The sequence below is a fragment of the Cobetia sp. AM6 genome (genome assembly GCF_009617955.1).
GTDB classification, from domain to species: domain Bacteria; phylum Pseudomonadota; class Gammaproteobacteria; order Pseudomonadales; family Halomonadaceae; genus Cobetia; species Cobetia amphilecti.
The window spans coordinates 3,201,581-3,225,054 of record NZ_AP021868.1 but is presented as its reverse complement, the minus strand read 5'-3'; the positions used below and the strand labels follow the sequence as shown (position 1 = coordinate 3,225,054).

Annotated in this window: 18 protein-coding genes and 2 riboswitches; of the genes, 9 read left to right on the top strand and 9 right to left on the bottom strand. The window is 62.8% G+C overall.

All coding sequences use genetic code 11. The features are described from left to right. Positions 1 to 201 precede the first annotated feature (201 nt). The 5 genes from CLAM6_RS13555 to edd form a co-directional block, all read right to left on the bottom strand. Positions 202 to 1,185, bottom strand: a complete 984-nt coding sequence (locus CLAM6_RS13555) for a carbohydrate kinase family protein (protein ID WP_054555573.1) — start codon at positions 1,183 to 1,185, stop codon at positions 202 to 204. Continuing rightward, positions 1,185 to 2,867, bottom strand: a complete 1,683-nt coding sequence (gene pgi, locus CLAM6_RS13550) for a glucose-6-phosphate isomerase (RefSeq protein WP_054555572.1) — start codon at positions 2,865 to 2,867, stop codon at positions 1,185 to 1,187. Before pgi ends, CLAM6_RS13555 begins: the two co-directional genes overlap by 1 nt. Before the next feature lie 204 nt (positions 2,868 to 3,071). After that, positions 3,072 to 3,950, bottom strand: a complete 879-nt coding sequence (locus CLAM6_RS13545; RefSeq protein WP_153636385.1) for a D-hexose-6-phosphate mutarotase — start codon at positions 3,948 to 3,950, stop codon at positions 3,072 to 3,074. Between the two features lie 37 nt (positions 3,951 to 3,987). Further along, positions 3,988 to 5,004: a glucokinase gene (gene glk, locus CLAM6_RS13540; RefSeq protein ID WP_153636384.1), complete on the bottom strand. Its 1,017-nt coding sequence runs from the start codon at positions 5,002 to 5,004 to the stop codon at positions 3,988 to 3,990. A gap of 55 nt (positions 5,005 to 5,059) precedes the next feature. Further along, a complete protein-coding gene (gene edd, locus CLAM6_RS13535) occupies positions 5,060 to 6,910 on the bottom strand; it encodes a phosphogluconate dehydratase (RefSeq protein ID WP_054555569.1) in 1,851 nt (616 codons plus the stop codon). A gap of 365 nt (positions 6,911 to 7,275) precedes the next feature. Here edd and gap point away from each other — a divergent pair, with 365 nt between their 5' ends. The 4 genes from gap (at position 7,276) to CLAM6_RS13515 (ending at position 13,067) form a co-directional block, all read left to right on the top strand. Continuing rightward, positions 7,276 to 8,280 (top strand): type I glyceraldehyde-3-phosphate dehydrogenase, encoded by a 1,005-nt coding sequence (gene gap, locus CLAM6_RS13530; RefSeq protein ID WP_043331416.1) that lies wholly within the window; start codon positions 7,276 to 7,278, stop codon positions 8,278 to 8,280. A gap of 695 nt (positions 8,281 to 8,975) precedes the next feature. After that, positions 8,976 to 9,368 carry a hypothetical protein gene (locus CLAM6_RS13525; RefSeq protein WP_153636383.1) on the top strand — a complete coding sequence of 131 codons (393 nt, stop codon included), beginning with the start codon at positions 8,976 to 8,978 and terminating at the stop codon, positions 9,366 to 9,368. A gap of 331 nt (positions 9,369 to 9,699) precedes the next feature. Beyond that, positions 9,700 to 12,105 carry a sensor domain-containing diguanylate cyclase gene (locus tag CLAM6_RS13520; RefSeq protein WP_153636382.1) on the top strand — a complete coding sequence of 802 codons (2,406 nt, stop codon included), beginning with the start codon at positions 9,700 to 9,702 and terminating at the stop codon, positions 12,103 to 12,105. 95 nt (positions 12,106 to 12,200) lie between these two features. Continuing rightward, positions 12,201 to 13,067, top strand: a complete 867-nt coding sequence (locus tag CLAM6_RS13515) for a dienelactone hydrolase family protein (RefSeq protein WP_225347127.1) — start codon at positions 12,201 to 12,203, stop codon at positions 13,065 to 13,067. A gap of 195 nt (positions 13,068 to 13,262) precedes the next feature. Here the strand turns inward: CLAM6_RS13515 and pncB are convergent, their stop codons facing one another. After that, entirely contained in the window at positions 13,263 to 14,435 is a 1,173-nt protein-coding gene (gene pncB, locus CLAM6_RS13510) for a nicotinate phosphoribosyltransferase (protein ID WP_043331412.1), read from the bottom strand. Between the two features lie 181 nt (positions 14,436 to 14,616). After that, entirely contained in the window at positions 14,617 to 15,006 is a 390-nt protein-coding gene (locus tag CLAM6_RS18020; RefSeq protein WP_225347126.1) for a DUF4190 domain-containing protein, read from the bottom strand. 103 nt (positions 15,007 to 15,109) lie between these two features. On the opposite strand from CLAM6_RS18020, the gene CLAM6_RS13500 reads away from it, so the two are divergent. From CLAM6_RS13500 to CLAM6_RS13480, 5 genes are all read left to right on the top strand, one after another. Next, the gene (locus tag CLAM6_RS13500) at positions 15,110 to 16,441 is read left to right on the top strand and encodes a GNAT family N-acetyltransferase (protein ID WP_242007681.1); all 1,332 of its coding nucleotides are present in this window, start codon (positions 15,110 to 15,112) and stop codon (positions 16,439 to 16,441) included. 129 nt (positions 16,442 to 16,570) lie between these two features. After that, the gene (locus CLAM6_RS13495) at positions 16,571 to 17,866 is read left to right on the top strand and encodes a nuclease-related domain-containing protein (RefSeq protein WP_153636381.1); all 1,296 of its coding nucleotides are present in this window, start codon (positions 16,571 to 16,573) and stop codon (positions 17,864 to 17,866) included. 467 nt (positions 17,867 to 18,333) lie between these two features. Further along, positions 18,334 to 18,702, top strand: a complete 369-nt coding sequence (locus CLAM6_RS13490) for a phasin family protein (RefSeq protein ID WP_043331409.1) — start codon at positions 18,334 to 18,336, stop codon at positions 18,700 to 18,702. Between the two features lie 319 nt (positions 18,703 to 19,021). After that, the gene (locus CLAM6_RS13485) at positions 19,022 to 19,528 is read left to right on the top strand and encodes a hypothetical protein (RefSeq protein WP_153636380.1); all 507 of its coding nucleotides are present in this window, start codon (positions 19,022 to 19,024) and stop codon (positions 19,526 to 19,528) included. Positions 19,529 to 19,615: 87 nt separating this feature from the next. After that, positions 19,616 to 19,894 carry a peptidylprolyl isomerase gene (locus CLAM6_RS13480; RefSeq protein ID WP_043331408.1) on the top strand — a complete coding sequence of 93 codons (279 nt, stop codon included), beginning with the start codon at positions 19,616 to 19,618 and terminating at the stop codon, positions 19,892 to 19,894. A gap of 129 nt (positions 19,895 to 20,023) precedes the next feature. Here CLAM6_RS13480 and thiC read toward each other — a convergent pair whose 3' ends face one another. Further along, complete coding sequence (gene thiC / locus CLAM6_RS13475; protein ID WP_153636379.1) at positions 20,024 to 22,033, bottom strand: phosphomethylpyrimidine synthase ThiC; 2,010 nt, start codon at positions 22,031 to 22,033, stop codon at positions 20,024 to 20,026. Between the two features lie 126 nt (positions 22,034 to 22,159). Continuing rightward, positions 22,160 to 22,300, bottom strand: a riboswitch (TPP riboswitch). A gap of 160 nt (positions 22,301 to 22,460) precedes the next feature. Next, complete coding sequence (gene tenA / locus CLAM6_RS13470; RefSeq protein WP_043331406.1) at positions 22,461 to 23,120, bottom strand: thiaminase II; 660 nt, start codon at positions 23,118 to 23,120, stop codon at positions 22,461 to 22,463. A 146-nt stretch (positions 23,121 to 23,266) separates the two neighbouring features. After that, positions 23,267 to 23,393, bottom strand: a riboswitch (TPP riboswitch). Between the last annotated feature and the right edge of the window lie 81 nt (positions 23,394 to 23,474).

Here is a 23,474-nt window from a genome sequence, read left to right as displayed (position 1 = left end):
CAGGGCCGGCTTTTTTACGTCTGTCTCTTCTGTGATGACTGACTCCCTGTCCGATGAAGGGAGGGTAGCCAATGCGCAAGCATTAGCGTCATGGTCACGAAAAAAGCCCCTTTGATCTGATGATCAAAGGGGCTTTTATCATGCGCCTCTCAGGGAAATGATGGCGCTGGCGGATAACCTGTCAGCGCAATTATCCGGCCATCATTTCATGGCGTCGAGATCTTCACGCTTGGGCAGTGCGGCATAGGCGCCCGGGCGAGTCACGGCGAAGGCACCGCAGGCTGCAGCACGCTCCAGTGCGGCGTTGAGATGACTCTCGTCTTCGCACCAGTCGCTCAGGTTGTCGGCATTGATGCCGGCTTCGCTGAGGGCTGACAGGAAGCCGCCGATGAAGGCGTCGCCACCGGCCGTGGTATCGACCGCCTTGACGGTGGGCGGCGTGATGCTGACGGTCTCGATGTCGCCGCTCTGCTTGCGCACCAGGGCACGGATCACGCCCGGGCCATCGGTGAGCACGATCAGGCGCACACCGGCTTTCAGGCGCGCTTCGAGCCAGTCGGTCTGCGGCTGACTGCCGGTCAGTGCCTCGACCTCTTCCTGGGACAGCTTGAGGATATCGGCGTTGTCCAGCAGGCGCGTGACCAGGGTCACATCGACCTGCTGGTTTGGCCACAGGTTGTGACGCAGATTGGCATCCACGCTGACCAGAGAGCCTGCAGCACGTGCGCGTGACGCCAGCACGAAGCTGGTGTCCGCGATGCCGGCGTCGGTCAGGCTGTTGCTGCACAGGTGGAAGATGGCGGGGGTCGCGAACAGCTCAGGCCCGGCGTGCTCCGGACGGAACAGCAGGTCAGCGGCCGGCGGACGATAGAAGTCGAAGCGGCGTTCACCCTCTTCATCGCGAGACACGAAGGCGAGTGCGGTGCGCGCATGGCTGGTGCGCTTGACGTGATCCATCTGCACGCCATGAGCGCTCAGTTCGTCGTGCAGGAAGTCACCGAAGCTGTCCTGACCCAGCATGCCGACGAAGTGACTCGGCAGGCCGAGACGGGCACAGGCCACCGCGACGTTGGCCGGTGCGCCGCCCGCGTAGGGCGTGAAGGTTTCCTGCTCGACGGCCTGGCCGCCGAGCTTGTTGGAGAGCATGTCGACGAGCGCTTCGCCGAACGCGATTACCGGAGTCATCAGGAGGAGGTTTCCTTGCGAGTGGTCGTCGTGGAGCCTTTGGCTTTCTTGCCCGGCTTGTCGTTGCTGTCATCCGCCTGGGTGGCGCCACCGGCAGGGAAGTGCTCGCGGACCAGCGCCAGCAGGCCCTGGGTGGACGGATCGAAGGCCTTCACGTCGGTATCGATACGCGCGCTGATTTCCCCGGCGATGCGCTTGCCGAGCTGCACGCCCCACTGGTCGAAGGAGTTGATGTTCCAGATCACGCCCTGCACGAAGACCTTGTGCTCGTAGAGGGCGATCAGTGCGCCGAGGTTGCGCGGGGTCATCTCATCCAGCAGCAGGGTGCTCGACGGGCGGTTGCCCGGGCAATTGTAGTGCGGATCGAGGTTGCTGCCATCCTGGCTGCCTTCCATGAAGGCGTTGGCCTGCGCCAGCATGTTGGTGATCAGCGCGAAGTGGTGCTCTTCGGTACCCGGCTCCGGCTTCAGCGAGGCGATGAAGTCGATGGGCACGTAGCGCGTGCCCTGGTGCAGCAGCTGGAAGAAGGCATGCTGGCCGTTGGAGCCGGTCTCGCCCCACACGATCGGGCCGGTCTTGTAGTCCACCGGACGGCCGAAGATGTCGACCGACTTGCCGTTGGATTCCATGTCCAGCTGCTGCAGGAAGGCGGGCAGCTGATGCAGGGCCTGGTCGTAAGGCACGATGGCTTGGGTCTCGGCGCCCATGAAGTTGATGTACCAGATGCCGATCAGCGCCATCAGGACCGGCATGTTCTCGGCCATCGGCGCATTGATGAAGTGCTGGTCCATCTCATGGGCGCCTTCCAGCAGCTCCATGAAGCCTTCATAGCCGATGGACAGGGCGATGGGCAGGCCGATGGAAGACCACATGGAGTAGCGACCGCCAACCCAGGCCCAGAATTCGAAGACGTTCTCTTCGCGAATGCCGAATTCCTTGGCCGCCTTGCGGTTGGTGGAAGCCGCGACGAAGTGGGCACCGACGTCGGCATCCTGACCGGCGTGCTCCAGGAACCAGCGGCGCGCCGTCTTGGCGTTGAGCAGGGTTTCCTGGGTGGAGAAGGTCTTGGTGGAGACGATGAACAGCGTGGTGGCAGGATCCAGGCGCTTGAGCACCTTCTGGATGTGGTTGCCATCGACGTTGGAGACGAAGTGGAAATTGATTTCCGGGTGGCGATGCTTGAGCAACGCACGGCAGGCCATGTTGGGGCCCAGATCAGAGCCGCCGATGCCGATGTTGACCACGTCGCGAATCCGCTGGCCGTCGAAGCCTTTCCACTCACCGCTGCGCACGGCTTCCGAGAAGGCGCGGATCTGCTCGCGCGTCTTGTGGATTTCCGGCATCACGTCCTTGCCATCGACGATGACCGGCGTGTTGGTCTGGCTGCGCAGTGCGGTGTGCAGCACCGGGCGATTCTCGGTGACGTTGATGATGTCGCCGGAGAACATCTGCGCGCGACGTTGAACGAGTGCAGAGTGCTCAGCCAGTTCGACCAGCGCCTCCATCACCTCATCGGAGATGTGGTGCTTGGAGTAGTCGAGAAACAGGCCGCCGACGCGCAGGCTCATCTTCTCGAAGCGCTTGGGATCCGCCGCGAAGTAATCGCGGATGCGGTCGTTGCGGGTCACCTCGCCCAGCCGGGTCAGCGCCTGCCAGGAAACACTACGGGTCAATTGCAGCATGGAAGTGTCCATCGTATGGGTTGTTGAAGTTCATCGGGGCGGGTCGCATTCTGTGGCGGCCCGACGCACGCTTGCAGGCGAGGCGAAAGTCACTGTCAGTCGGGAGTCGTGTGGATGACACGATTCAGGCGCCGAGAGCTCTCGGTTGGCCGACAAGGTGCGCAAGGTGCCGGCCACGCCGTGAGTCGCGTGGCCGGCTGTCATTCACTCGCCGCTTGCCTCATCACCGCTCAGCGGTGAGATGTGCTGAGCCAGCAGATGCTGAGCGCCCGGCGGCAGCCAGACCGGATCGAGTCGCGTGCAGGCGGTCTCGACACACAGGAAGCTGCGCGCATTCTCGACGCTGGTGTCGGCCGGCGGCGCGTCACCGGGATGCCAGACCACCGTGGAGTCAGAGCCCTGCTTGGCGATGCGCAGCTGACGCTTGCCGTCCTCGAGCACCTGAACCTGGCTGGTCTGGTAGATGCGGTCCAGCGGGCCGCGCACGCCCAGTTCGCCCTGCTGGTCGAAGCGCGAGAAGTCCTGGCTCTTGTCCAGGTAGCTGGCGCCGGCCAGACCAGTGACGCGACACTCGAAGGCATTCGCCACTGCGAAGTAGGTATGCAGCGCGCCGGTCATCTTGATCGGAGCCTCGCCACGGTTTTCCGTGATCAGCTCGACCTTGAGGAAGCGGCGGCTGGCAAAGATCACCACGCGCGGAGAGAGGGCGGCATGCAGCGCTGAGACCGGTGAGGCATGGATCTCGACGCCTTCCTCTTCCTCGTCCACCGCATCGATGCGCCAGTCGGCCTTGCGAGCGGGGCCGTGCAGTTCGCTTTCGCCCTCGGGGAACTCATCCGCGAACCAGGGCCAGCACAGCGGAATGCCGCCGCGAATGCTGCCCGGCAGGGCGGCGGGCGTTTCCGTCACCCACAGCCAGGGAGAGTCGCCCGTCGGCTGATAGTGCAGCACCTGAGCCCCCTGGTGGCAGACCACCAGCTCGCCCCACTCCTGGTTGAGGATCAACAGCGAGCGGCCCTGCCATTCGACAGTGCGTTGGCCAGCGGTGTCGGCGATCAGTGCGCGCAGACTTTCGGGGATCATCTCGAGCTACCTCGATGGTTCAGGAGGTTGCGATGCATCATGCCACCTCTTCATTGTGCAGAGCCTCGGCGGCGCCCAGCAGGCCGGTCCACGGCGCGGTCACCACCCAGGTGGGTATCGCGGCATTGTAACGGCTCAGACGATTCTTGTCGGTGAAGGCGTGGCGGAAATCGCTGCGTATCAGCAGATCCAGGTTGCGCGGCAGCACGCCACCACACAGATAGACCCCGCCGCGCGCCCCCAGCGTGAGTGCTGCATCGCCGGCGACCGCGCCAAGAATCTTCATGAAGCGCATCACGGCATCAAAGGCGAGGGCATTCTGCGGTTCATCGTGATGCAGGTGCTCATGCGCTGCCTGGCTGACGCTGGCCGCACTGTCGAGGGGAGTCGGCAGGCCGCGAAGCTCGCCCAGGGCCTGATAGATCTCGAGCATGCCCTGGCCACACAGCAGGCGCTCCACCGAGACGCGACCATGGCGACGGCGGAAGATGCCGAGCAGGCCATCCTCGATCTCGTCGGTGGGGGCGAAGCTTGCATGCCCCCCTTCGGTCGCGAGAGGAATCCAGTTGTGCGTGCCGCGCACCAGACCCGCGACACCCAGGCCGGTGCCGGGGCCGATCACCAGGCGTGGCGAGGCCGCATCGCCACTACCTTCGGTGAGCTCCTCACCGATGGCCAGACGTTCGCTGGCCTCGATGTGGGGCACGCCCAGCGCCATGGCGGTGAAATCATTCAGGCACTTGAAGCGCTCAAGCCTCAATGATTCGCGCACCTCGCGCTTGAGAAACGTCCAGTGATTGTTGGTCATGCTGACGCGTTCATCATGCACGGGGCAGGCGAAGGCCAGGCAGGCCTCGACGGGTTGCTCGGCCTCTGACAGGCCCAGCATCCGATAGTAGGCCTGGATGGCCTCCTCGAGTCCGGCATGCTCGGCGCAGGCGAGCGTCTGGATGTGCTGCAGGGTGTGGCTGCCCGGCTGGACGAGTGCCAGCCGGGCATTGGTGCCACCGATATCGCCTACCAGAGCAAGGCGATGGGAGGTGTCGCGGGTCATCGTCCGGCATCCTTCCTTTGCGTCAGTGCCTCAGGAGAGTGACAGGGTGTGCCCATCACATCAGGTCGTGGCCGCTGCCCGGCAGGTCGCCGTAGCCTGCAAAACTGGAAGCGCCTTCCTCGGCACCGCCGACCAGTGAACGCATGCCGGAGAACAGCTCGCGGCCCAGGCCGTGATGATAGCTGTCGCGAGTGATGGTCTCGGCCTCGCGCTCGGCCCATTCGGCTTCATCGACCAGCGCTGTGAGGGTGCCGGCATTGGCATCCAGGCGGACCACGTCACCTTCGCGCAGGCGTGCCAGCGGCCCGCCGTCGAGCGCTTCAGGCGTCATGTGAATGGCGGCCGGGACCTTGCCCGAGGCGCCAGACATGCGGCCATCCGTCACCAGTGCGACCTTGAAGCCGCGGTCCTGCAGGATGCCGAGGTAGGGCGTCAGCTTGTGCAGTTCCGGCATGCCGTTGGCACGCGGGCCCTGGTAGCGCACCACGGCGACCATGTCCTGCTCCAGCTCACCGGCTTCGAAGGCGGCCTTCATCTCATCCTGGTCACTGAACAGCTTCACCGGCGCCTCGACGAGACGATGCTCTTCCTTGACGGCAGAGACCTTGATCACGCCGCGGCCGAGGTTGCCGTCCAGCACGGTCAGGCCGCCTGTCGGGGCGAACGGGTTGGCCACCGGACGCAGCACATCTTCGTCGAGGCTGTCGGTAGGACCGTCCTTCCAGACCAGCTTGCCGTTCTCGAGGAAGGGCTCGCGGACATAGCCGGCCAGGGTGCCACCATCCTGGGTGGGGATGTCGTGGAGCAGGCCCGCCTTGAGCAGTTCACGGATCAGGAAGCTCATGCCGCCGGCCGCCTGGAAGTGATTGATGTCGGCCTGGCCGTTCGGATAGATGCGCGTCAGGCTCGGCACCACCGCGGAAAGCTCGGTGAAGTCATCCCAGGTGATGGTCACGCCCGCAGCGCCGGCCATCGCGACCAGGTGCAGGGTGTGGTTGGTGGAGCCGCCGGAAGCCAGCAGGCCGACCATGGCATTGACGATGGCGCGGGCATCGATCTGGCGATAGAAGGGACGGTAGTCGCCGCCGACTTCGCTGTTGCGGATGGTCTGCTCGGCGGCGTGACGCGTCAGGGCTTCGCGCAGCGGCGTGCCCGGATTGACGAAGGACGCGCCCGGCAGGTGCAGGCCCATCAGCTCGACCATCAGCTGGTTGGAGTTGGCGGTGCCATAGAAGGTGCAGGTGCCCGGGCTGTGGTAGGACGCGGACTCGGCTTCCAGCAGCGCATCGCGGCCGACCTTGCCTTCGGCGAACAGCTGGCGGACACGCGCCTTCTCGTTGTTGGGCAGGCCGGAGGGCATCGGGCCGGCCGGCACGAACAGTGTCGGCAGGTGGCCGAAGCGTGCGGCGGCGATGAACAGGCCCGGGACGATCTTGTCGCACACGCCGAGGAACAGGGCGCCATCGAACATGTTGTGCGACAGGCCGACAGCAGCGGCCATGGCGATCAGGTCGCGGGAGAACAGCGACAGCTCCATGCCCGGCTGACCCTGGGTCACGCCATCGCACATCGCGGGCACGCCGCCGGCGAACTGGGCGGTGGAGCCCATCGCCTGGACGGCTTCCTTGATGATGCGCGGATAGTCCTCGAACGGCTGGTGGGCGGACAACATGTCGTTATATGACGAAATAATGCCCAGGTTGGCCGAGTTCATCAGCTTGAGACGATTCTTGTCGGTCTCGCCACAGGCGGCAAAGCCGTGCGCCAGGTTGCCACAGGAGAGCTCGGAGCGGTGTACACCGCGGCGCTGCTGGCTTTCCATCAACTGCTCATAGGCGGCGCGGCGTTCGCGGGAGCGGTCGATGATGCGCTGGGTCACGTGCTCTACGGTCTGGTTGACTGACATGCTCTTACCTCATGTATCAGGCGGCGCAGGGCGCCGAGGCTGGCGAAAGAAAGCGTTTCCCGCTGTGTGGGCGTGCTGCTATCCGGCGACGCTATCCAGTGGTGATGGCGGTGTAAAGCCTCTGGCCTCACTCGTGTCGCGTCGTTCGGTTACCGGGGTAGCCTACAGTAGCGCGTCATGGCGCTCGAGAAACGGTTTTGTTCGGAATATTCGGTAAATTTAACAAAAAAACTGCTTGAAGACTGGACGACTTTCGGCCAAATTATGGGAAAAGCGTGTAGGATAATTTCACGGAACACATTGCAAGCTTTCGTTCCTGGATCAGGTCTGGTCCTGCACCCGCCATACGCCACAGGAGTTGAGTCATGACATTACGCGTCGCCATCAATGGTTTTGGTCGCATCGGTCGCAACGTGCTGCGTGCGCTGTATGAAGGTCAGTACAACGATCGCATCCAGGTCGTCGCCATCAATGATCTGGGTGATCCGAAGCTCAATGCTCACCTGCTGAGCCGCGATACCGTCCACGGCCGTTTCGCCGAGACTGTCTCGCACGACGAAGAGAATCTGTTCGTCGGTGACGACAAGATCCGCATCCTGGCCGAGCGTGACCCGGCCCAGCTGCCGTGGTCTAGCCTGGACATCGACCTGGTGATGGAATGCACCGGTCTGTTCACCAAGCGTGCTGCCGCTGCCAAGCACATCGAAGCCGGCGCCAAGCGTGTGCTGATCTCCGCGCCGAGCGGCGATGCCGATGCAACTGTCGTGTTCGGCGTCAACGAAGATGTGCTGAAGGCCGAGCATCAGGTCGTTTCCAACGCGTCATGCACCACCAACTGCCTGGCGCCGGTCGCCAAGGCGCTGAATGATGAAGTCGGCATCGAGAACGGCCTGATGACCACCATTCACGCCTACACCAACGATCAGAACCTGTCGGATGTCTACCACTCCGACCCGTACCGTGCCCGCAGCGCGACCCATTCCATGATCCCGACCAAGACCGGTGCCGCCGCGGCAGTGGGTCTGGTGCTGCCGGAACTGAACGGCAAGCTGGATGGTCTGGCGATCCGCGTGCCGGTCATCAATGTGTCGCTGGTCGATCTGACCTTCACCGCGTCGCGTGATACCTCCATCGAAGAGATCAACGCCATCGTGGCCAAGGCCGCCGAAGGCTCCAGCGTGCTGGCCGTCAACGAGCTGCCGCTGGTGTCCATCGACTTCAACCACGATGCACACTCTTCCACCTTCGACAGCAATCACACTCGCGTCAGCGAAGATCGCCTGGTCAAGGTCATGGCGTGGTACGACAACGAGTGGGGCTTCTCCAACCGTATGCTCGACACTGCGTTGGCAATGCAAGCCGCCAAGTAAGCACTTGGTGAGTCCCGCGCGGCCTTTGATCCCTCATCGATCAACCCAAAAGGCCGCGCGGGACAGCAAGAATTCGGGGGCCTGTCAGTCTGTTGGCAAGACAGGAGGGCAGGCTCCCAACAGGTGAGGACGAGTGGCCCGAGGATTCTCGCGTCGCGCTCAGGCTCCACGGACAAGGCAATGCCATTCGTCCCCTTTGAATCGGTGGTCGGTCAGGGTTGGCGCCAAGACCGGCTTCGATGCTGCTCGGAATGACATCGCGTCATCCATTTTTGAACCTCTCCCAATGGGAGAGGTTTTTTTTGCGCACCACGAAAGTGCGGGAGGTGCTCCAAGGCGCAAAGTGTCGTTGTCTTGCGTCAATGGCGTGACCTTATGGCAACTTTTCTGAGCACGATCGCGACAGAGTCGGGTCAGGTGGTGTGAAACGTGCACTGATACGTCGAGAAAGGTGGTCAACATGTCGTCATCGTAATTCACGGTCGAGTGAAATTAGCGAAACTGTGGCGGTGTGTTACACTTCGCACCTGTTGGCCTTGCGTCTATCAGTGAGCCAGGTCATGACAACGTCAAATCATGCAGGCGGCCCTATGGCCTGCGAGTGATCCATTGTTGTGCGCAATTCAGGGAAGGTATTGCCACACTGCCGCACACTCTCCGGCAGTTATCTCGACTTCCACAGCAGGCTGTCTCAGATGCACGATGCCATCCGCGAAGCTCATGAATTGATCGGTGCTACCTTGCGCGACCCGCGTACTCAGCGCGAGGGCAAGGTCGTGGGTATGGACCTGGGGCGTGAGCAGCCGGCGATCTATGTGCTATGGCAGGAAAGTGCCGCAGCGGAGCGCATCGGCATGGAGCCGGATGATTTTCGCGCGTTGCTCGAGCACCTGCGGGCGCGCCTGCCGGTCAAGGCGCCTTCCGCCCAGCAGGACAAGGACAGCAGGCAGTCGCGGCGTCACAAGCGCAAGGCCCCGCGCGCTACCGACCAGCCGGCTGGCGAGGGCAACGACGGCCGCAGCGGCGCACCTGATGCCCCGTCCTCCGCGCTCATCGACGATGCCATGCCGCGTTCCGCGCAAGGCTAGATCTTTCCAGGCCAGCTCTGATCAAGTCAGCTCTGTTCAAGGCCAGCTCTGTTCAAGGTGAGCTCTCAAAAAAGCCCGAAGCTTATGCTTCGGGCTTTTTGCATCCATGAGGTTTTCCCTTCGGTGCCGCTTGCGTGATATTCGCCCACAACAATTGCGCCAGCGCTGCCGATAAGGGAGATAGTCAGACGCAAAGGCAAAGGTCGCCATCGTTCATATGCCGTCATCTGCCCGGATCTTCGCGCAACCAAGCGTTGGGGGTACTGCTGGCTGCCAGCGCCATGGATAGGGCATTCTTGAGCAAACCGCATGACAGAGAAGGGGTTTCACGTTGCCTGAATCATTCGCGGATAGTCGTTTGCTGCAGCATCATTATGCTGTCGTGGCAGATGTGTTGTTCACGCTCAGTGCTGATGGTCAGCGCCTGATTGCCATGAATGCAGCGGCGGAACACCTGCTGGGATATACGGTGCGGGATTTTCTCAAGCAGCCGGAGCTCTGGCTTTCGCTGGTGATCACCGCCGACCGGCAGCGGTTGAGTGACTTTCGCGCCTCGATGGGGCGGGTCGAGCGCACGACGTATCGCATGCGCGACCGCAGCGGGCAGATGTTGTTGCTCGAGGAATGTCTGTGGAGTTCCGGTGTGGGGCATCCGCTGTGTGGACGAGTGACGGATATCACGCAGCGTGACAAGGCCAATGAGCAGGAGCAGCAGCTGGCGCGTGCCTATCGTCTGATGATGGTGCGCAGCCGTGACCCGATGGCGATCCTGCTGCTCAAGGATGAGAGCCTGGTGATCAGTCATGCCAACCCGGCCTGGCATCTCTATCACGATGCGGCCTGTGCGCATTCCCGCCTCTCGCTTGAGCACCTCTACCTCCCTCATGTCCTGCGTAGCCTGGAGAGAGCCGAACCCTGGCAATGCGATATCAGCCTGTCGCTGCCGCGGGGGGAATCCAGGTTATCCGTGCAGATGGTCAGTCTGGGACGCTCACTCGCCGACGAGGGGCGTCAGGTGGCCGTGATGGCGCGCGACATCACCCAGGTACATCAACGTCTCGAGCATGTGATCGATCAACAGCAACGTCTGGCGCGGCGGGTGGATGAGACACCCGGCGCGCACTACGCGACCGCTGGTGAATGGCCGCCAGAGGAATTGGAGTATCTGTCGGCAGGCAGCGAGGCGCTCACCGGGCTTTCACATGACCTGCTGATGGCCAGCCCGGGTCTCTGGCAGGCCCGATTGGCGCCGGATGAGCTGACCATCTGTCAGCAGCGCTTTGATGAGGCCGTGCGGGAGCGCCATAGTCGTCTGAGTCTGTGTTACGCCTTCGTGCATGTGGATGGGCGCAAGCGCTATCTCCAGGATGACATGCAGCTGAGTTACTCGCCTGTGGGAGAGGTCACCGCCGTGCTCGGCAAGCTCAGTGATGTCACCCAGCGCGAAGCGCATCGGCGCCAATTGGACAACCTTGTCCAGCAGATGCGCGGCGTCGTCTTCCAGTGTCGCCTGAGTCGGGAGGGTGAGCTGCGTTATACCTACCTTTCGCCAGTTGCCTCGCAAGTGCTGGGGCTCGACCCGCAGGCCGTCATCGACGACCCCATGCTGCTGCTGGCGCGCATCGCGGGTCGCGAGCGTGAGCAGCTGCTCATGTCACTGCAGACCAGTGCCCGGCAGCAATCGCCCTGGGAGGCGGAGATACGCTATCAGCATCCGGATGGTCAGGAGCGCAGGCTGGCGTGTGTCGGGCTGCCGCAGGTGATCGACTCCCCCGAGGGCGGCGTGATCTGGAATGGCTATTGTGACGATGCCACCGCTCGATACCGTATCGAGGATGAGCTGCGCCAGAGCGAGGAGCGCTATCGCTTCATCCTCAACTCCGTCAGCGATCTGGTCAGCATCGAGGACTCCCACGGCATCTGTCAGTACATCAGCCCCTCGGTGGAAAAGCTCTGCGGTTATCGCCCGCAGGAGATCATCGGCCAGGAGATCAAGCAGCTGATCCATCCCGATGACATGCTGCGCATCGCGCAGGAGGTCCATCGTGCCGCCTGTCTCGGCGAAGTGTTTCGAGTCGACTTCAGGATTCAACACAAGGCTGGGCATACGCTGTGGTTCGAGTCGATCTCGACGCCCTCGATGGACCCCGCCACCGGGCGTTATCAGCGCGTGCTGTCGGTGTCGCGCAACATTCATGAGCGCAAGCTGGTCGAGCAGCGTCGCGAGCATGAAGCGATGACGGACGCCATGACCGGCGCCATGACCCGGGCCAGCTTCCTCGACACGCTCGACACCCTGCTGAGCTCGTCATCGCGGGAGCAGATGGCGTTGATCCTGTTTGATATCGACCACTTCAAGCGCGTCAATGACACTCACGGCCATGCGGCGGGCGATCAGGTGCTGATCAGTCTTGGTGAGGCGTGTCGTGCCCAGCTGCGGCGCGATGACTGCTTTGCGCGTCTGGGCGGCGAGGAGTTTGCCGTCCTGCTCACCGATGCCGGTACCGCCACCGGTGTCGGAATGGCCGAGCGCCTGCGACAGCAGATCGCGGCGCTGGAGGTGCGCTTCAAGTCGCTGATACTGCGCTGCACCATCAGCATGGGAGTGGCGACACCGCTGCCGGGGGAGACCCGGGATGGCTACCTGCACCGTGCCGATATGGCGCTCTACAGTGCCAAGCGCAGCGGTCGCGATCGGGTGGTGCTGGCATCGCAGTCCTTGAGCGAGGACAATTGAGCCAATACCGGTGATCAATCGGGCACACCTGCAGCCGGTGTCTCGGGTTGTGGATCGCGTCATGCAAGTGGATCACGTCATACAAGGAGTAGGCGATGCGAATGTTACGTGGCTGGTGCGCTGGCACCCTGTTGTTTGCACAGTCGGTATTTTCCGCCGGACAGGCCATGGCCGCCGAGGATGCACCGCTGGTCAATCGTCTCGAGGGGCCGCAGGTGGTCACGGAGACGGTGACCTATAGGGCCAATGGTGAGGAGCACGTAGGCCTGATCGCACGCGATGCCAAGGCGCAGGGGCGTCGACCCGGTATCCTGCTGGTGCATGAGTGGTGGGGCTTGAACAGCTACGCCCGCAAGCGCGCCGAACAATTGGCAGGGCTTGGCTACGTGGTCATGGCCGTCGACATGTATGGCGGTGGGCGCACGGCCGAGCATCCCAAGGAGGCCGGCGCCTTCTCCTCTGCGGTGATGAGCGACTGGCCGAAGGCGGAATCCAGCTTCAATTCGGCGCTGGCGGTGCTGCGCTCACGCCCGGAAGTCGATGGCGAGCGCATGGCGGCGATCGGCTACTGCTTCGGCGGTGCCGTGGTGCTCAACATGGCGCTGACCGGAGCGCCGCTCAAGGCGGTCGTCAGCTTCCATGGCAGCCCGTCGATTGCCGTGACGGAGCCCGAGCCGTTTGCCGGCCGGGTCGTGATCCAGAATGGCGCGGCAGATACGCTGGTGGCGCAGGAGGATCTCGACAAGCTGGTCGCGACCTTCCAGTCACTCGAGACGCGCACCACGCTGATCCAGTATCCGGGTGCCAAGCACGCCTTCACCAATCCGGAATCGGATGCCAAGGCGGCCAAGTACGATCTGCCGCTGGGCTATGACGCGGCCGCGGATTCGGCTTCCTGGCAGGTCATGCTCAACCTGTTCAATGAGGTCTTCAAGACACCGAAGAAGTCCGTCAAGACCTGAGTCGTCAAGACCTGAGCTGCAAGACCTGAGCCGTCGTCACCGGTGCTGAAGGTGATCGACATGAAAAAGCCCGCCCGGGAAGTTTCCGGGCGGGCTTTTTCATGGGACTTTTTCTAGCAGCTATTTCATGAGCCTGTTTCAAGGTCTCTGGCAGGAGGCCATGGCAAGGCGTTCAGCGATCGCTGAGCGTGCGCTTCAATCCAGCTCCTTGAGTGACAGCACCTGGTGCGCCAGACGAATCATGTCGGGGTCGCCGGTGTGTTTGCTCGAGACATCGGACAGCTTGATCACCGGCACCCACTCCTGGCCCTCGGGACGGGCTTCGGTCATCTTGATCACCATGTTCATCGGCTGCGGGCCGACATCATTGGTGAAGTTGGTGCCGATACCGAACGACATGCCGATACGTCCGGCGCAATAGCGCACGATGCGATCGACCTTGTCGGTGTCCAGACCATCGGAGAACACGATGGTCTTGGTCTTGGGGTCGATGCCCAGTGACTCATAGTGACGGATGGTGGTCTCGGCGAAGTCGATGGGGTCACCACTGTCGTGGCGCACGCCGTCAAACAGCTTGGCGAACTTCTTGTCGAAGCTCTTGAAGAAGGCCTGGCTGGTGAAGGTGTCAGACAGGGCGATCCCCAGGTCACCGCGATAGACCTTGACCCAGTTCTCCAGCGCCAGGATGTTGGCCATCTTGAAGCCGAAGCGCGCGGCATGAAACATGAACCACTCATGGGCGTGCGTGCCGATCGGCTTGATGCCGTGGCGCTGTGCCATGTGCACGTTGCTGGTGCCGATGAAGCAGCCGCGGCCGTGGTCCTTGAGACCCGCGACCACCTTGTCGTGCACATCGTAGGAGTGACGACGACGAGTGCCGAATTCCGCCACGCGGATGCCGAGACGCTTGTAGTGCTCGATCTTGGCCAGGGTGCTGTCGCGCAGGGCCTGATCGCTGTCGCGTTGATCTCCGCCCAGCTGATACCAGAGCTCGCTGATCATCGCCATCAGCGGGACTTCCCACAGGATGGTGCGATACCAGTAGCCTTCGATATGCACCTCCAGCTCATCACCGGTCTGGGTGATGGTGATTTCGGAGGGATCGAAGCGGAAGCCCGCCAGGAAGTCGCGGTAGGTCGGGTCCAGGAAGGGGCAGTGAAGCTCGAGGAAGGATTTCTCTTCCACGCTCAATGCCAGTTCGGCCATGTTGTCTACCGCGATGCGCAAGGCCTCGCCGAACCCCGGCGGGAACGAATGCTCGCCACGGTTGATGAAGGCGTAGCGAGCGCGCGCATACGGAAACAGTTTCACCACGGCGTTCTGCATGGTGAACTTGTAGAAATCATTATCGAGAATCGAGTACAACATCGAGGCTCGCTCAGTATCAAGGCGGCTCGGGGGAACCGGAATCGCTGGCAGGGCAGACGCTGCGAGAGGCAGGCATGCCCCGCTGGCACGGGGAAGCAATGTCGACGCATTATCCGTGCAGGCGCGCTGCACGTTCAAGCCGGAGTGCCTAGGCGCTGGTCAGGCGCTGGTCAGGCGCTGGTCAGGTGCTGAATGCCATTATGCCGAACATGGTCAGCATCATGCCGCCGAACATCAGCAGGCCGGCCAGCGATAGGGCGATCAGCAGGTAGCCGAGAATCAGTCCGGCCAGGGCCCAGCTGTCACCGGCTTCGCCACTGCGGCGGATCTGGCTGCGCGCAATGTGGCCACACACGACGCCGCCGAGTGCCGCAGGCGCGAGCAGGCAGCCGAGCACGCTCAGGGCAAAGGCGGCCACTGCCATGAGATTCGTGCTGGCGTGGGTGTCCTGCGCGGGCGGGGTCGGCGCATAAGGCCCTTGAGAGGGCCCTTGCGAGGACTCTTGAGCGCGCCCCTGGGGCTGTGAGCCGCTCGTGGACGTATCGTCGGGCGGCGTGGGAGTCTCTGTCATGTGGGTCTCGTTGTCCTGCATCATGACGACACACTAGCATGTCCTGGGTTGTGCGGCATGTCTGCACCAGTGGTAGGCATGGCAAGACTATGAGGAGAGTACGGTGACAGGGCAATGGCAGGCAGAGGATGAGGCTGCGACAGGGTCGGCGGCTCAGGCGGCGACAGGGTCGGCAACAGGCCAGCAGCAGGCTGCGAGCGCCGCAGGTACCGCAGAGAAACAGGGCTGGCGCCTGGAGGTGCTGGATTCCCTCGACGCCCTCACCGCCAGTGAATGGAATGCGCTGGCAGGCGATGACTATCCCTTCCTGCAACATGCCTATCTGAGCGCGCTGGAAAGCTGCGGTGCGGCCAGCGCCGCCAGTGGTTGGCATCCTGCCCATCTGGTAGTGCGCGACGCCGACGGCCGCTTGCTGGCGGGGCTGCTGCGCTATCTCAAGCTGCACTCGCGTGGCGAATATGTGTTCGACCAGCAGTGGGCGGAGGCCCTGGAGCAGGCGGGTGGGCGCTATTATCCCAAGCAGTTGACTGCCGTGCCGTTCACTCCCAGCGATGGCCCACGCCTTGTCACCTCGCCACAGTTGGCGTCGCCCGCAGCCCGGCGTGCCTTGCTTGAGTGGTTATGGCCGCATCTCAAGGCTGGCATCGCACCCGCGGCTGAGCCGGGTAGCGCGCTACGTCGTTATGAGCACAGCGGGTTTCATCTGCTGTTTGTCTCGGCAGAGGAGCGGCAAGACTGGCAGGCGGCGATTCCGGAGCTGATTTCGCGTCCCGGGATGCAATATCACTGGCAGTCACGCGGCGAGCCGGACTTTGCCACCTGGCTTGAGAGTCTGCGTTCCAAACGGCGCAAGGAGATCCGGCGCGAGCGGCGCAAGGTCGCCGAGCAAGGCTTCACGCTGGCCAGGCTCGAGGGAGCGCAGATTGGCTCTGACGATATCGAGGCCTTCTACCGCTGCTACTGCATGACCTATCTCGAGCGCGGCCAGCGCCCTTATCTGCCGCTCGATTTCTTCCAGCAGCTCAGGCGCAGCATGCCCGAGCGATTGCTGCTGGTGCAGGCGCGAGATGAGCAGGGCGCGCCGGTGGCGGCAGCCTTGTGTCTGATCGGCAGTGATTGCCTGTATGGTCGTTGGTGGGGCAGCGAAGTCCATGCCGACTGTCTGCACTTCGAGGTCTGCTATTACCAGGGGCTCGAATTCTGCCTGCAGCGAGGGCTCAAGCGCTTCGATCCCGGCACCCAGGGTGAGCACAAGATCAGTCGCGGTTTCGCGGCGTATGCCACCGGGTCGCTGCATTGGCTGATGCATCCCGGGCTTCAGGAGGCGGTGGCAGAGGCGGTCGAGGAGGAGGCACGTTGGCTCAGCAAGGCGCGTCAGCAGGTGACGGCAATGCTGCCCTACCGGGAGGCCGCGCCTCAGACAGCGCAGGAGTGATGACCCTCAGCCTTCTTCACTGTCATCCGCTATCCGCTGGCGGATTCTCCCGCGGAGTCAGAGGCAAGAAAGATTGCGAATAGAGCACTACACTGAGTTATATATGAATGCTCTAATCCAGAGGCGCCCATGCTGATCAAGGACTGCGATTCACGGGAATACGACCTGCTGGTGCTCGAGGTGCTGGCGCAGGATGCTGCGCTTGCCGCGCCCGAGCGCCACAAGGTGCTGGAGGCCCTGCGTGCGATACGTGCCCGTCAGGCGCGTCGCCGTGCGCTGGCAAGCCAGCTGGATGCCTTGTTGGGGACGCGGGATGATTGGGTCGTGCTGCATGATGTGCGGCTGGCGCAGGCAGAGGGCGTGATCGAGATCGATCACCTGCTGATCAACAGCCTCATGCAGGTCTGGGTGCTGGATGCCTCCTGTTTTGATCTGACGCTCTCGATCACCCCCTTCGGTGAGCTGTTGGCCCATAGCGGACGAGTCGCGCAGGGCGGCGAGACACCCTCAGGCGAAGATGGCGTCATGGCGCATGCCGTGACGCCGTGTCCCTTGCAGGCGATCCCTGAGCGTAGCCGCGCCATCGTGCAATGGCTGGAGGCCTCCTCGTTGTTGCCTGTGCGCCTGGGGATGACCCTGCAGCCGCAATTGCGCTATCGCATCGTGGTGGCCGATGCGGCTCAGGTCAGCCGGCCGCCGGAAGATATCGTGGACAGTCGTGCGCTGCTGTCCTTCGCGCGCCTCAAGCGTCAGTGCCTGCAGGTGAGCGGCAAGACCGCTTACGTGACACGGCTGCGCAGTTTTACCCACCGCCTCGATCAGCGCCGCCTGCGCCAGCTGGGGCGCGCCATCGCCACCCAGCATGTGGCCCCCAACACGGATTGGGTGGCGGAGCTGGGCCTGGCCGCTGGCACGCGCGCGACGGATGGCGACGCTGCCACTCAGGTATCCCCGCTGGCCTATCTATGGCAACCGCCGCTATCGCCTGAAGAACTGGCGCGGGCCTCAGGCGATAGCGCTGCCATGGCGGCAGAGTCCGATGACATGGAAGGGGCGTCGGATGACACGACGCTGGCGGTCCAGCGTGGCGTGACATCTACGGCTGCCCTGAAACGGCAGTGCGGTTTTGGGGGCCGAGGGCTGCAGGCCGCGCATTGGCAGCCCGGGCACCAGGCTCTGGATCAGGATGGCCGAGAAGGCCCCGCTAGCCCGCAGGCGGCAGGCGAGCAGCCGGGTGCTGCGGCCGACAATCAGCAAGGCACGTCTTCCGCCCAGTCGCAGGATGAGGAAGGCTTGCCGCGCTGTCAGGGCTGTCGGCGATGGCTTTCCACCCAGAGTGTCGACTTCTGTCGCCAGGCAGATCAGGCACGCGCGCTGGGCGGGCGCCTGCTCTGCAAACGCTGTCGCGACGCCTCATGCCAGTGAGGCAGCAGCACGGCGCTATCCTCAAGTTCAGGCTTTCAGCTTCGGGCTTCTGCCTCAGCCCTCTGTCCTAGCCCTTTATCCTCCCAGCCCTATGGCCCAGCACTTTGGCCCAGTCTGGCGTTCCAGGGCGTGGTGTGTGGCATGACGGGGCCCCAAGGCGTCAATTTTCTTTTCAACTTCTGATTGTTTTTCTCCAGTGCAATCAAGCCACTGCATCAACCAGGGCGTACAGATCAGTCGTTGCGATGTTTTTGATGTTGCAGTGCAACAAAGACTGTCTTATGCTGCGTTGCAGCGAGGATGGAACCTGGTCGATAGCACTATCTGACCGCGACGGCTCGATAGTGACGGCTTGATAATGATGGCTCGGTCACTACGGTGCACCAGCCCGGTTCAGTCCTGATAACCGAACGGAGCAACGCTCCGGTTCATTTCAGCGTGATGCCAATACCCTGGAGGGTGCCTACATGTTCAATGCCAACTTCGAGAAGTCCGCTCAGCAGTTCGACGATATGTTCCTGTCTCCGCTGCGTGCGTTCAGCGCCCTGAGCATCGATTACAGCGAGAAGCTGATCGGCGCACAGATGGAACTGACCAAGTCCTATGCTGATGCTTCCCTGACCCAGGCGCGTTCCATGCTCGAGATCAAGGACAGCGAAGGTCTGAAGAACTTCGTCAAGGAGCAGCAGGAAACCGTCAAGACTCTGGGCGAGAAGCTGCAGAACGACACCCAGAAAGTGGTCGAGCTGAACCAGGAATACGCCAAGAAAGGTCAGGAACTGGCAGAAAGCAACGCCAAGTCCGCCTCCGAGGCCATGCAGAAAGTCGCCAAGTAAGCGACTGCTGCCGACGCTCTCAGGCGAGCGTCCCCAACGCCCATCCGGTCTTCCGGGTGGGCGTTCGCGTGTCTGGAGCACTGAATCTGATTACTCGTTGCTGGAGGGGGAAGCGTTGGCACCATCCCCTTGAGCGTTAAGGCAATGATGACGGTGTGCGGGTAAGGTCGCAGGGAGCGCACTGTCGCGTCAGTCGGCGTTATCAGTCTCGTCATGAGGCAGCGCTATCAGGGCATGTCACTGCAAGTGACGGTCAGGGATGATCGAGCAAGGCTCCCCGGCGGCGTATGCCGGGAGGCATCAACACAAGGAGTGTGTGATGAATTCTGTCAGTGCGGCATTGGCAGCGTTAATGGATGCGGTCTCGGGCTTGAGTGGGCAATTCGGTGAGGGTGTCGCCTCGCATCTGACGACGACAGCAGGGCTTCAGCGCGAGCATGTCGAGACCCGCTATCAAGGGCAGGTGATCGATTTCGATACCCTGCATTGGCGTGTTCTCAATGACTCGGTGTGTGCCAACAAGCGCCAGAATGCCATGGCCCATACCCGTTGCAGTCAGGCGGCCAGTGAGATGTTTGCTTCGACGTGCCGGGAAATGACCAGCAACCCTCCGACTCTGCCTTCGCAGCGTTACAACAGTACGCGGCGCATGGCATGCAATGCCGCAGTCAGTTACCGGCCCAGTGTCGGCAACATCCAGTGGGCGGAAACATCTGCTGCCGATGACTTGGCAGAGGCGGAATGCAACGCTGCCACGGCGGCACTGCTCGGCAGCAATGATCTCGATGCCATCCAGTATCAGCGCCGGGTCTGTGCAGGACGCTAGCGGCGAGCGCTGCCTTGGGCCACAATGACCTGCCACGCCGCCGGTGATTGCCGACGGCATTTATTCGATCAGTGACAGGTGATAGACATGGCACAGGCCACAGCGCGTCATATTCTCGTTTCCAGCGAAGAACAGTGTGCAGCTCTCAAGACCGAAATCGAGAACGGCCGCGATTTCGCTGATGCCGCTCGCGAGCACTCCTCCTGCCCGTCCGGCCGCAGTGGCGGCGATCTGGGCGCCTTCGGCCCGGGCATGATGGTCAAGGAATTCGACGAAGTCGTGTTCAGCGCCCCGATCAACACCGTGCAGGGCCCGGTGAAGACCCAGTTCGGTTATCACCTGCTGGAAGTCACCAGCCGCACGTGAGCCTTCTGTCACGCTCATGAGATGTCATGAGCGTTTGGCAGGATGTGACGAAAACGCCCCGACCATCACTGGTCGGGGCGTTTTTTGTGTCGCTCGGAAAGTCAGCTTTCCTGTGTATCAGGCGCTCGCCTAGACCTCCTGATAGAGCTGGCTACCTTCACGCTTGAACTTGTCGGCCTGCTCCTGCATGCCGGCCATCACGCTGTCGGCATCGCCGGTCAGACCATGCTCAGTGGCGTAATCGCGCACTTCCTGGGTGATCTTCATCGAGCAGAACTTCGGCCCGCACATGGAGCAGAAGTGGGCGACCTTGGCCGAGTCCTTGGGCAGCGTCTCGTCGTGGAAGCTGCGCGCGGTGTCCGGGTCCAGGCCCAGATTGAACTGGTCTTCCCAGCGGAACTCGAAGCGCGCCTTGGAGAGCGCATTGTCACGGCGTTGCGCGCCCGGGTGACCCTTGGCCAGATCGGCGGCATGCGCGGCGATCTTGTAGGTGATGATGCCGGTCTTGACGTCGTCCTTGTTGGGCAGGCCCAGGTGCTCCTTGGGGGTCACGTAGCAGAGCATGGCGCAGCCGAACCAGCCGATCATCGCGGCGCCGATGCCGGAGGTGATGTGGTCGTAGCCCGGGGCGATGTCGGTGGTCAGCGGGCCGAGGGTGTAGAAGGGCGCCTCGTCACACTCGCTGAGCTGCTTGTCCATGTTCTCCTTGATCAGGTGCATCGGCACGTGACCCGGGCCCTCGATCATGACCTGGACATCGTGCTGCCAGGCGATCTTGGTCAGCTCGCCGAGTGTCTCGAGCTCACCGAACTGGGCGGCGTCATTGGCATCGGCCACCGAGCCCGGGCGCAGGCCATCGCCCAGTGACAGGCTGATGTCGTAGGCCTTGCAGATCTCGCAGATGTCCTCGAAGTGGCGATAGAGGAAGCTTTCCTCGTGATGCGCCAGACACCACTTGGCCATGATCGAGCCGCCGCGCGAGACGATGCCGGTCACGCGGCTGGCGGTCAGCGGCACATAGCGCAGCAGGACGCCGGCGTGGATGGTGAAGTAGTCGACGCCTTGCTCGGCCTGCTCGATCAGCGTGTCGCGGAAGATCTCCCAGTCGAGGTTCTCGGCCACGCCATCGACCTTCTCCAGCGCCTGATAGATCGGCACCGTGCCGATGGGCACGGGAGAGTTGCGCAGAATCCATTCACGGGTCTCGTGGATGTTGGCGCCGGTCGAGAGGTCCATCACGGTGTCGGAACCCCAGCGGATCGCCCAGGTCATCTTGTCGACCTCTTCCTCGATGGAGGAGGTGACCGCCGAGTTGCCCAGGTTGCCGTTGACCTTCACCAGGAAATTGCGACCGATGATCATCGGCTCGCTTTCCGGGTGATTGATGTTGGCGGGAATGATGGCGCGGCCGCGCGCGACTTCCTCACGCACGAATTCGGCGGTGATCTCGTCGGGCAGGTTGGCGCCGAAGCTGTGGCCCGGATGCTGGTGGCCCAGAATGCTCTCGACGGATTCGCTGCCCTGATATTCCTCACGCAGCGCGATACGACGCTGATTCTCGCGAATCGCGATGTATTCCATTTCCGGCGTGATGATGCCCTGACGCGCGTAGTGCAGCTGGGTGACATTCTTGCCCGGCAGGGCACGACGCGGGCGGTGGTCCAGCTCGAAGCGCAGGGACGACAGACGCAGGTCGGCCTGGCGCACGCGGCCATATTCACTGCTCAGCTGATTGAGCTGTTCGGTATCACCGCGTTCCTCGATCCACTTCTCGCGCAGCGGCGCCAGACCCCGGCGGATGTCGATCTCGACCGCCGGATCGGTATAGGGGCCGGAGGTATCGTAGACGACGATCGGCGGGTTCTCTTCCAGGCCGCTGGAGGTCTGGGTCGGCGAGCAGCCGATCTCGCGCATGGGCACGCGGATGTCCGGACGGGAGCCTTCGATATAGATCTTGCGCGAGCCGCTCAGCGGCGCGATGGCGGCGGCGTCGACTCGTGCTTCGCTGGCGAGATGGCGGCTGCCATCCTTGCGACCGGCGCGCGCGCGTGCCTTGGGGGCAGCCTCAGGCTGCGAGGCGAGCGGTGACTCGGCGGCGTTGGTGGCTTGCGGGTCTTGTGTCGTCGGGGCAGTGCTCATGCAGGTCTCCTCAAAGGGCGACGTCACGGCTGACGTCATCATGGGAAGACCGTGCGCAGGGAGAGGATGGTCGTCGCCGACTCCTTGCCAGCAGGTGGCCCGGGAGCGAGGCGGCCGCGCGCAGCGGCTGGCCATCAGCTTGATTCCTACGCCGGTCCTAACCGGTTCAGGTTCCACGGGACCCCTTGCTGGCAAGCTCGCGCGTCAGGGCGGCGAAGCATGCATGCAGGATCTCAGCCGGTTCCACCGGCACCCCGTCAAGCGTGTTCAGATTTCAATGCGAGAGGGTGTTGCCCGAAGCGTCAGGCTTGCCACGGGGAGCATTCTCGCATCCAGGCTCTGTTGGCCTGTCAGTCGTGCCATCCATGGGGGATGGCGTCATCCCGAGCGGCTCATGGCGAGTGCCGGGACGTCAGTCTGTGATGCCTCAAGCGCGATCGAGGCCCATCTGCCAGAAGTCGATCTCGAGTCGCGTGGCGTCCCGGAAGACATCGACCAGTTCACCCAGTCGGCGCTCCGAGACCTCCGAGAGGCGCGCATCCAGCCATTCACGCTCGGCTTCGACGGCTTCCTTGAAGTCATCGCTTGAGTACATCGCGATCCAGTCCGCGTACGGGTTGTTCTCGATCTCGGTGGTGTCCTGATCGAGCAGCCACTCGGCGATCTCGCCGTAGCCGATCAGGCAGGGCGCGAGCGCCACGTGCAGATCGAGCAGGTCGCCGCGCTGGCCGCAATCGAGCACGTAACGGGTATAGGCCAGGGTGGCGCGGGATTCCGGCAGCTCGCTCAGGTCATCCTCGCTGATGCCCCACTCGCTGCAGTAGCCGATATGCAGATCGAGCTCGGTATTGAGGATGGTGTCGAGACTGGCCGTGGCCTGACGCAGCTCCGCGAGGGTGCGGCTCTTGTAGGCGGCCAGCGCCCAGGCGCGTGCGAAGTGGATCAGGAACAGGTAGTCCTGCTGCAGGTAATGGCGGAAGGACTCCTCCGGCAGACGACCTTCGCCCAGCTGGCGAACGAAGTCGTGCTCGAGATAGTCACGCCATTCTTCGGCGCAGGCACTGGTCAGGTCGTTGAAACTAGGCATGACGCATCCCTCGGTGAGCGTGCTGACGACCCGTGATGGGGCGGCAGGTCTCTGGCGCAAGCGTGGCCAGTACCGGAACAGGAGCAGGGGAAAAGCGGGGGAGGTGCCGACAGTCACCGTGAGAAAGTGGTGACGATATCGAGTGGCATCGCTTCGCGCTTGATCCCTACGCCGGTACTAGCCGGATCAGGTTCGGCGGGATCGTCATTCACGCAAGAACATCGCCTGCGCATGACATCTCAGCCGGTCTTACCGGCACCCCGTCAAGCTGTGACATGTGAGTCACGATGCAGCGAGTGTAACAGCCCTGAGGCGCAGAAGAAGGGCAGTGTGAGCAAAAATGCATACGACTTT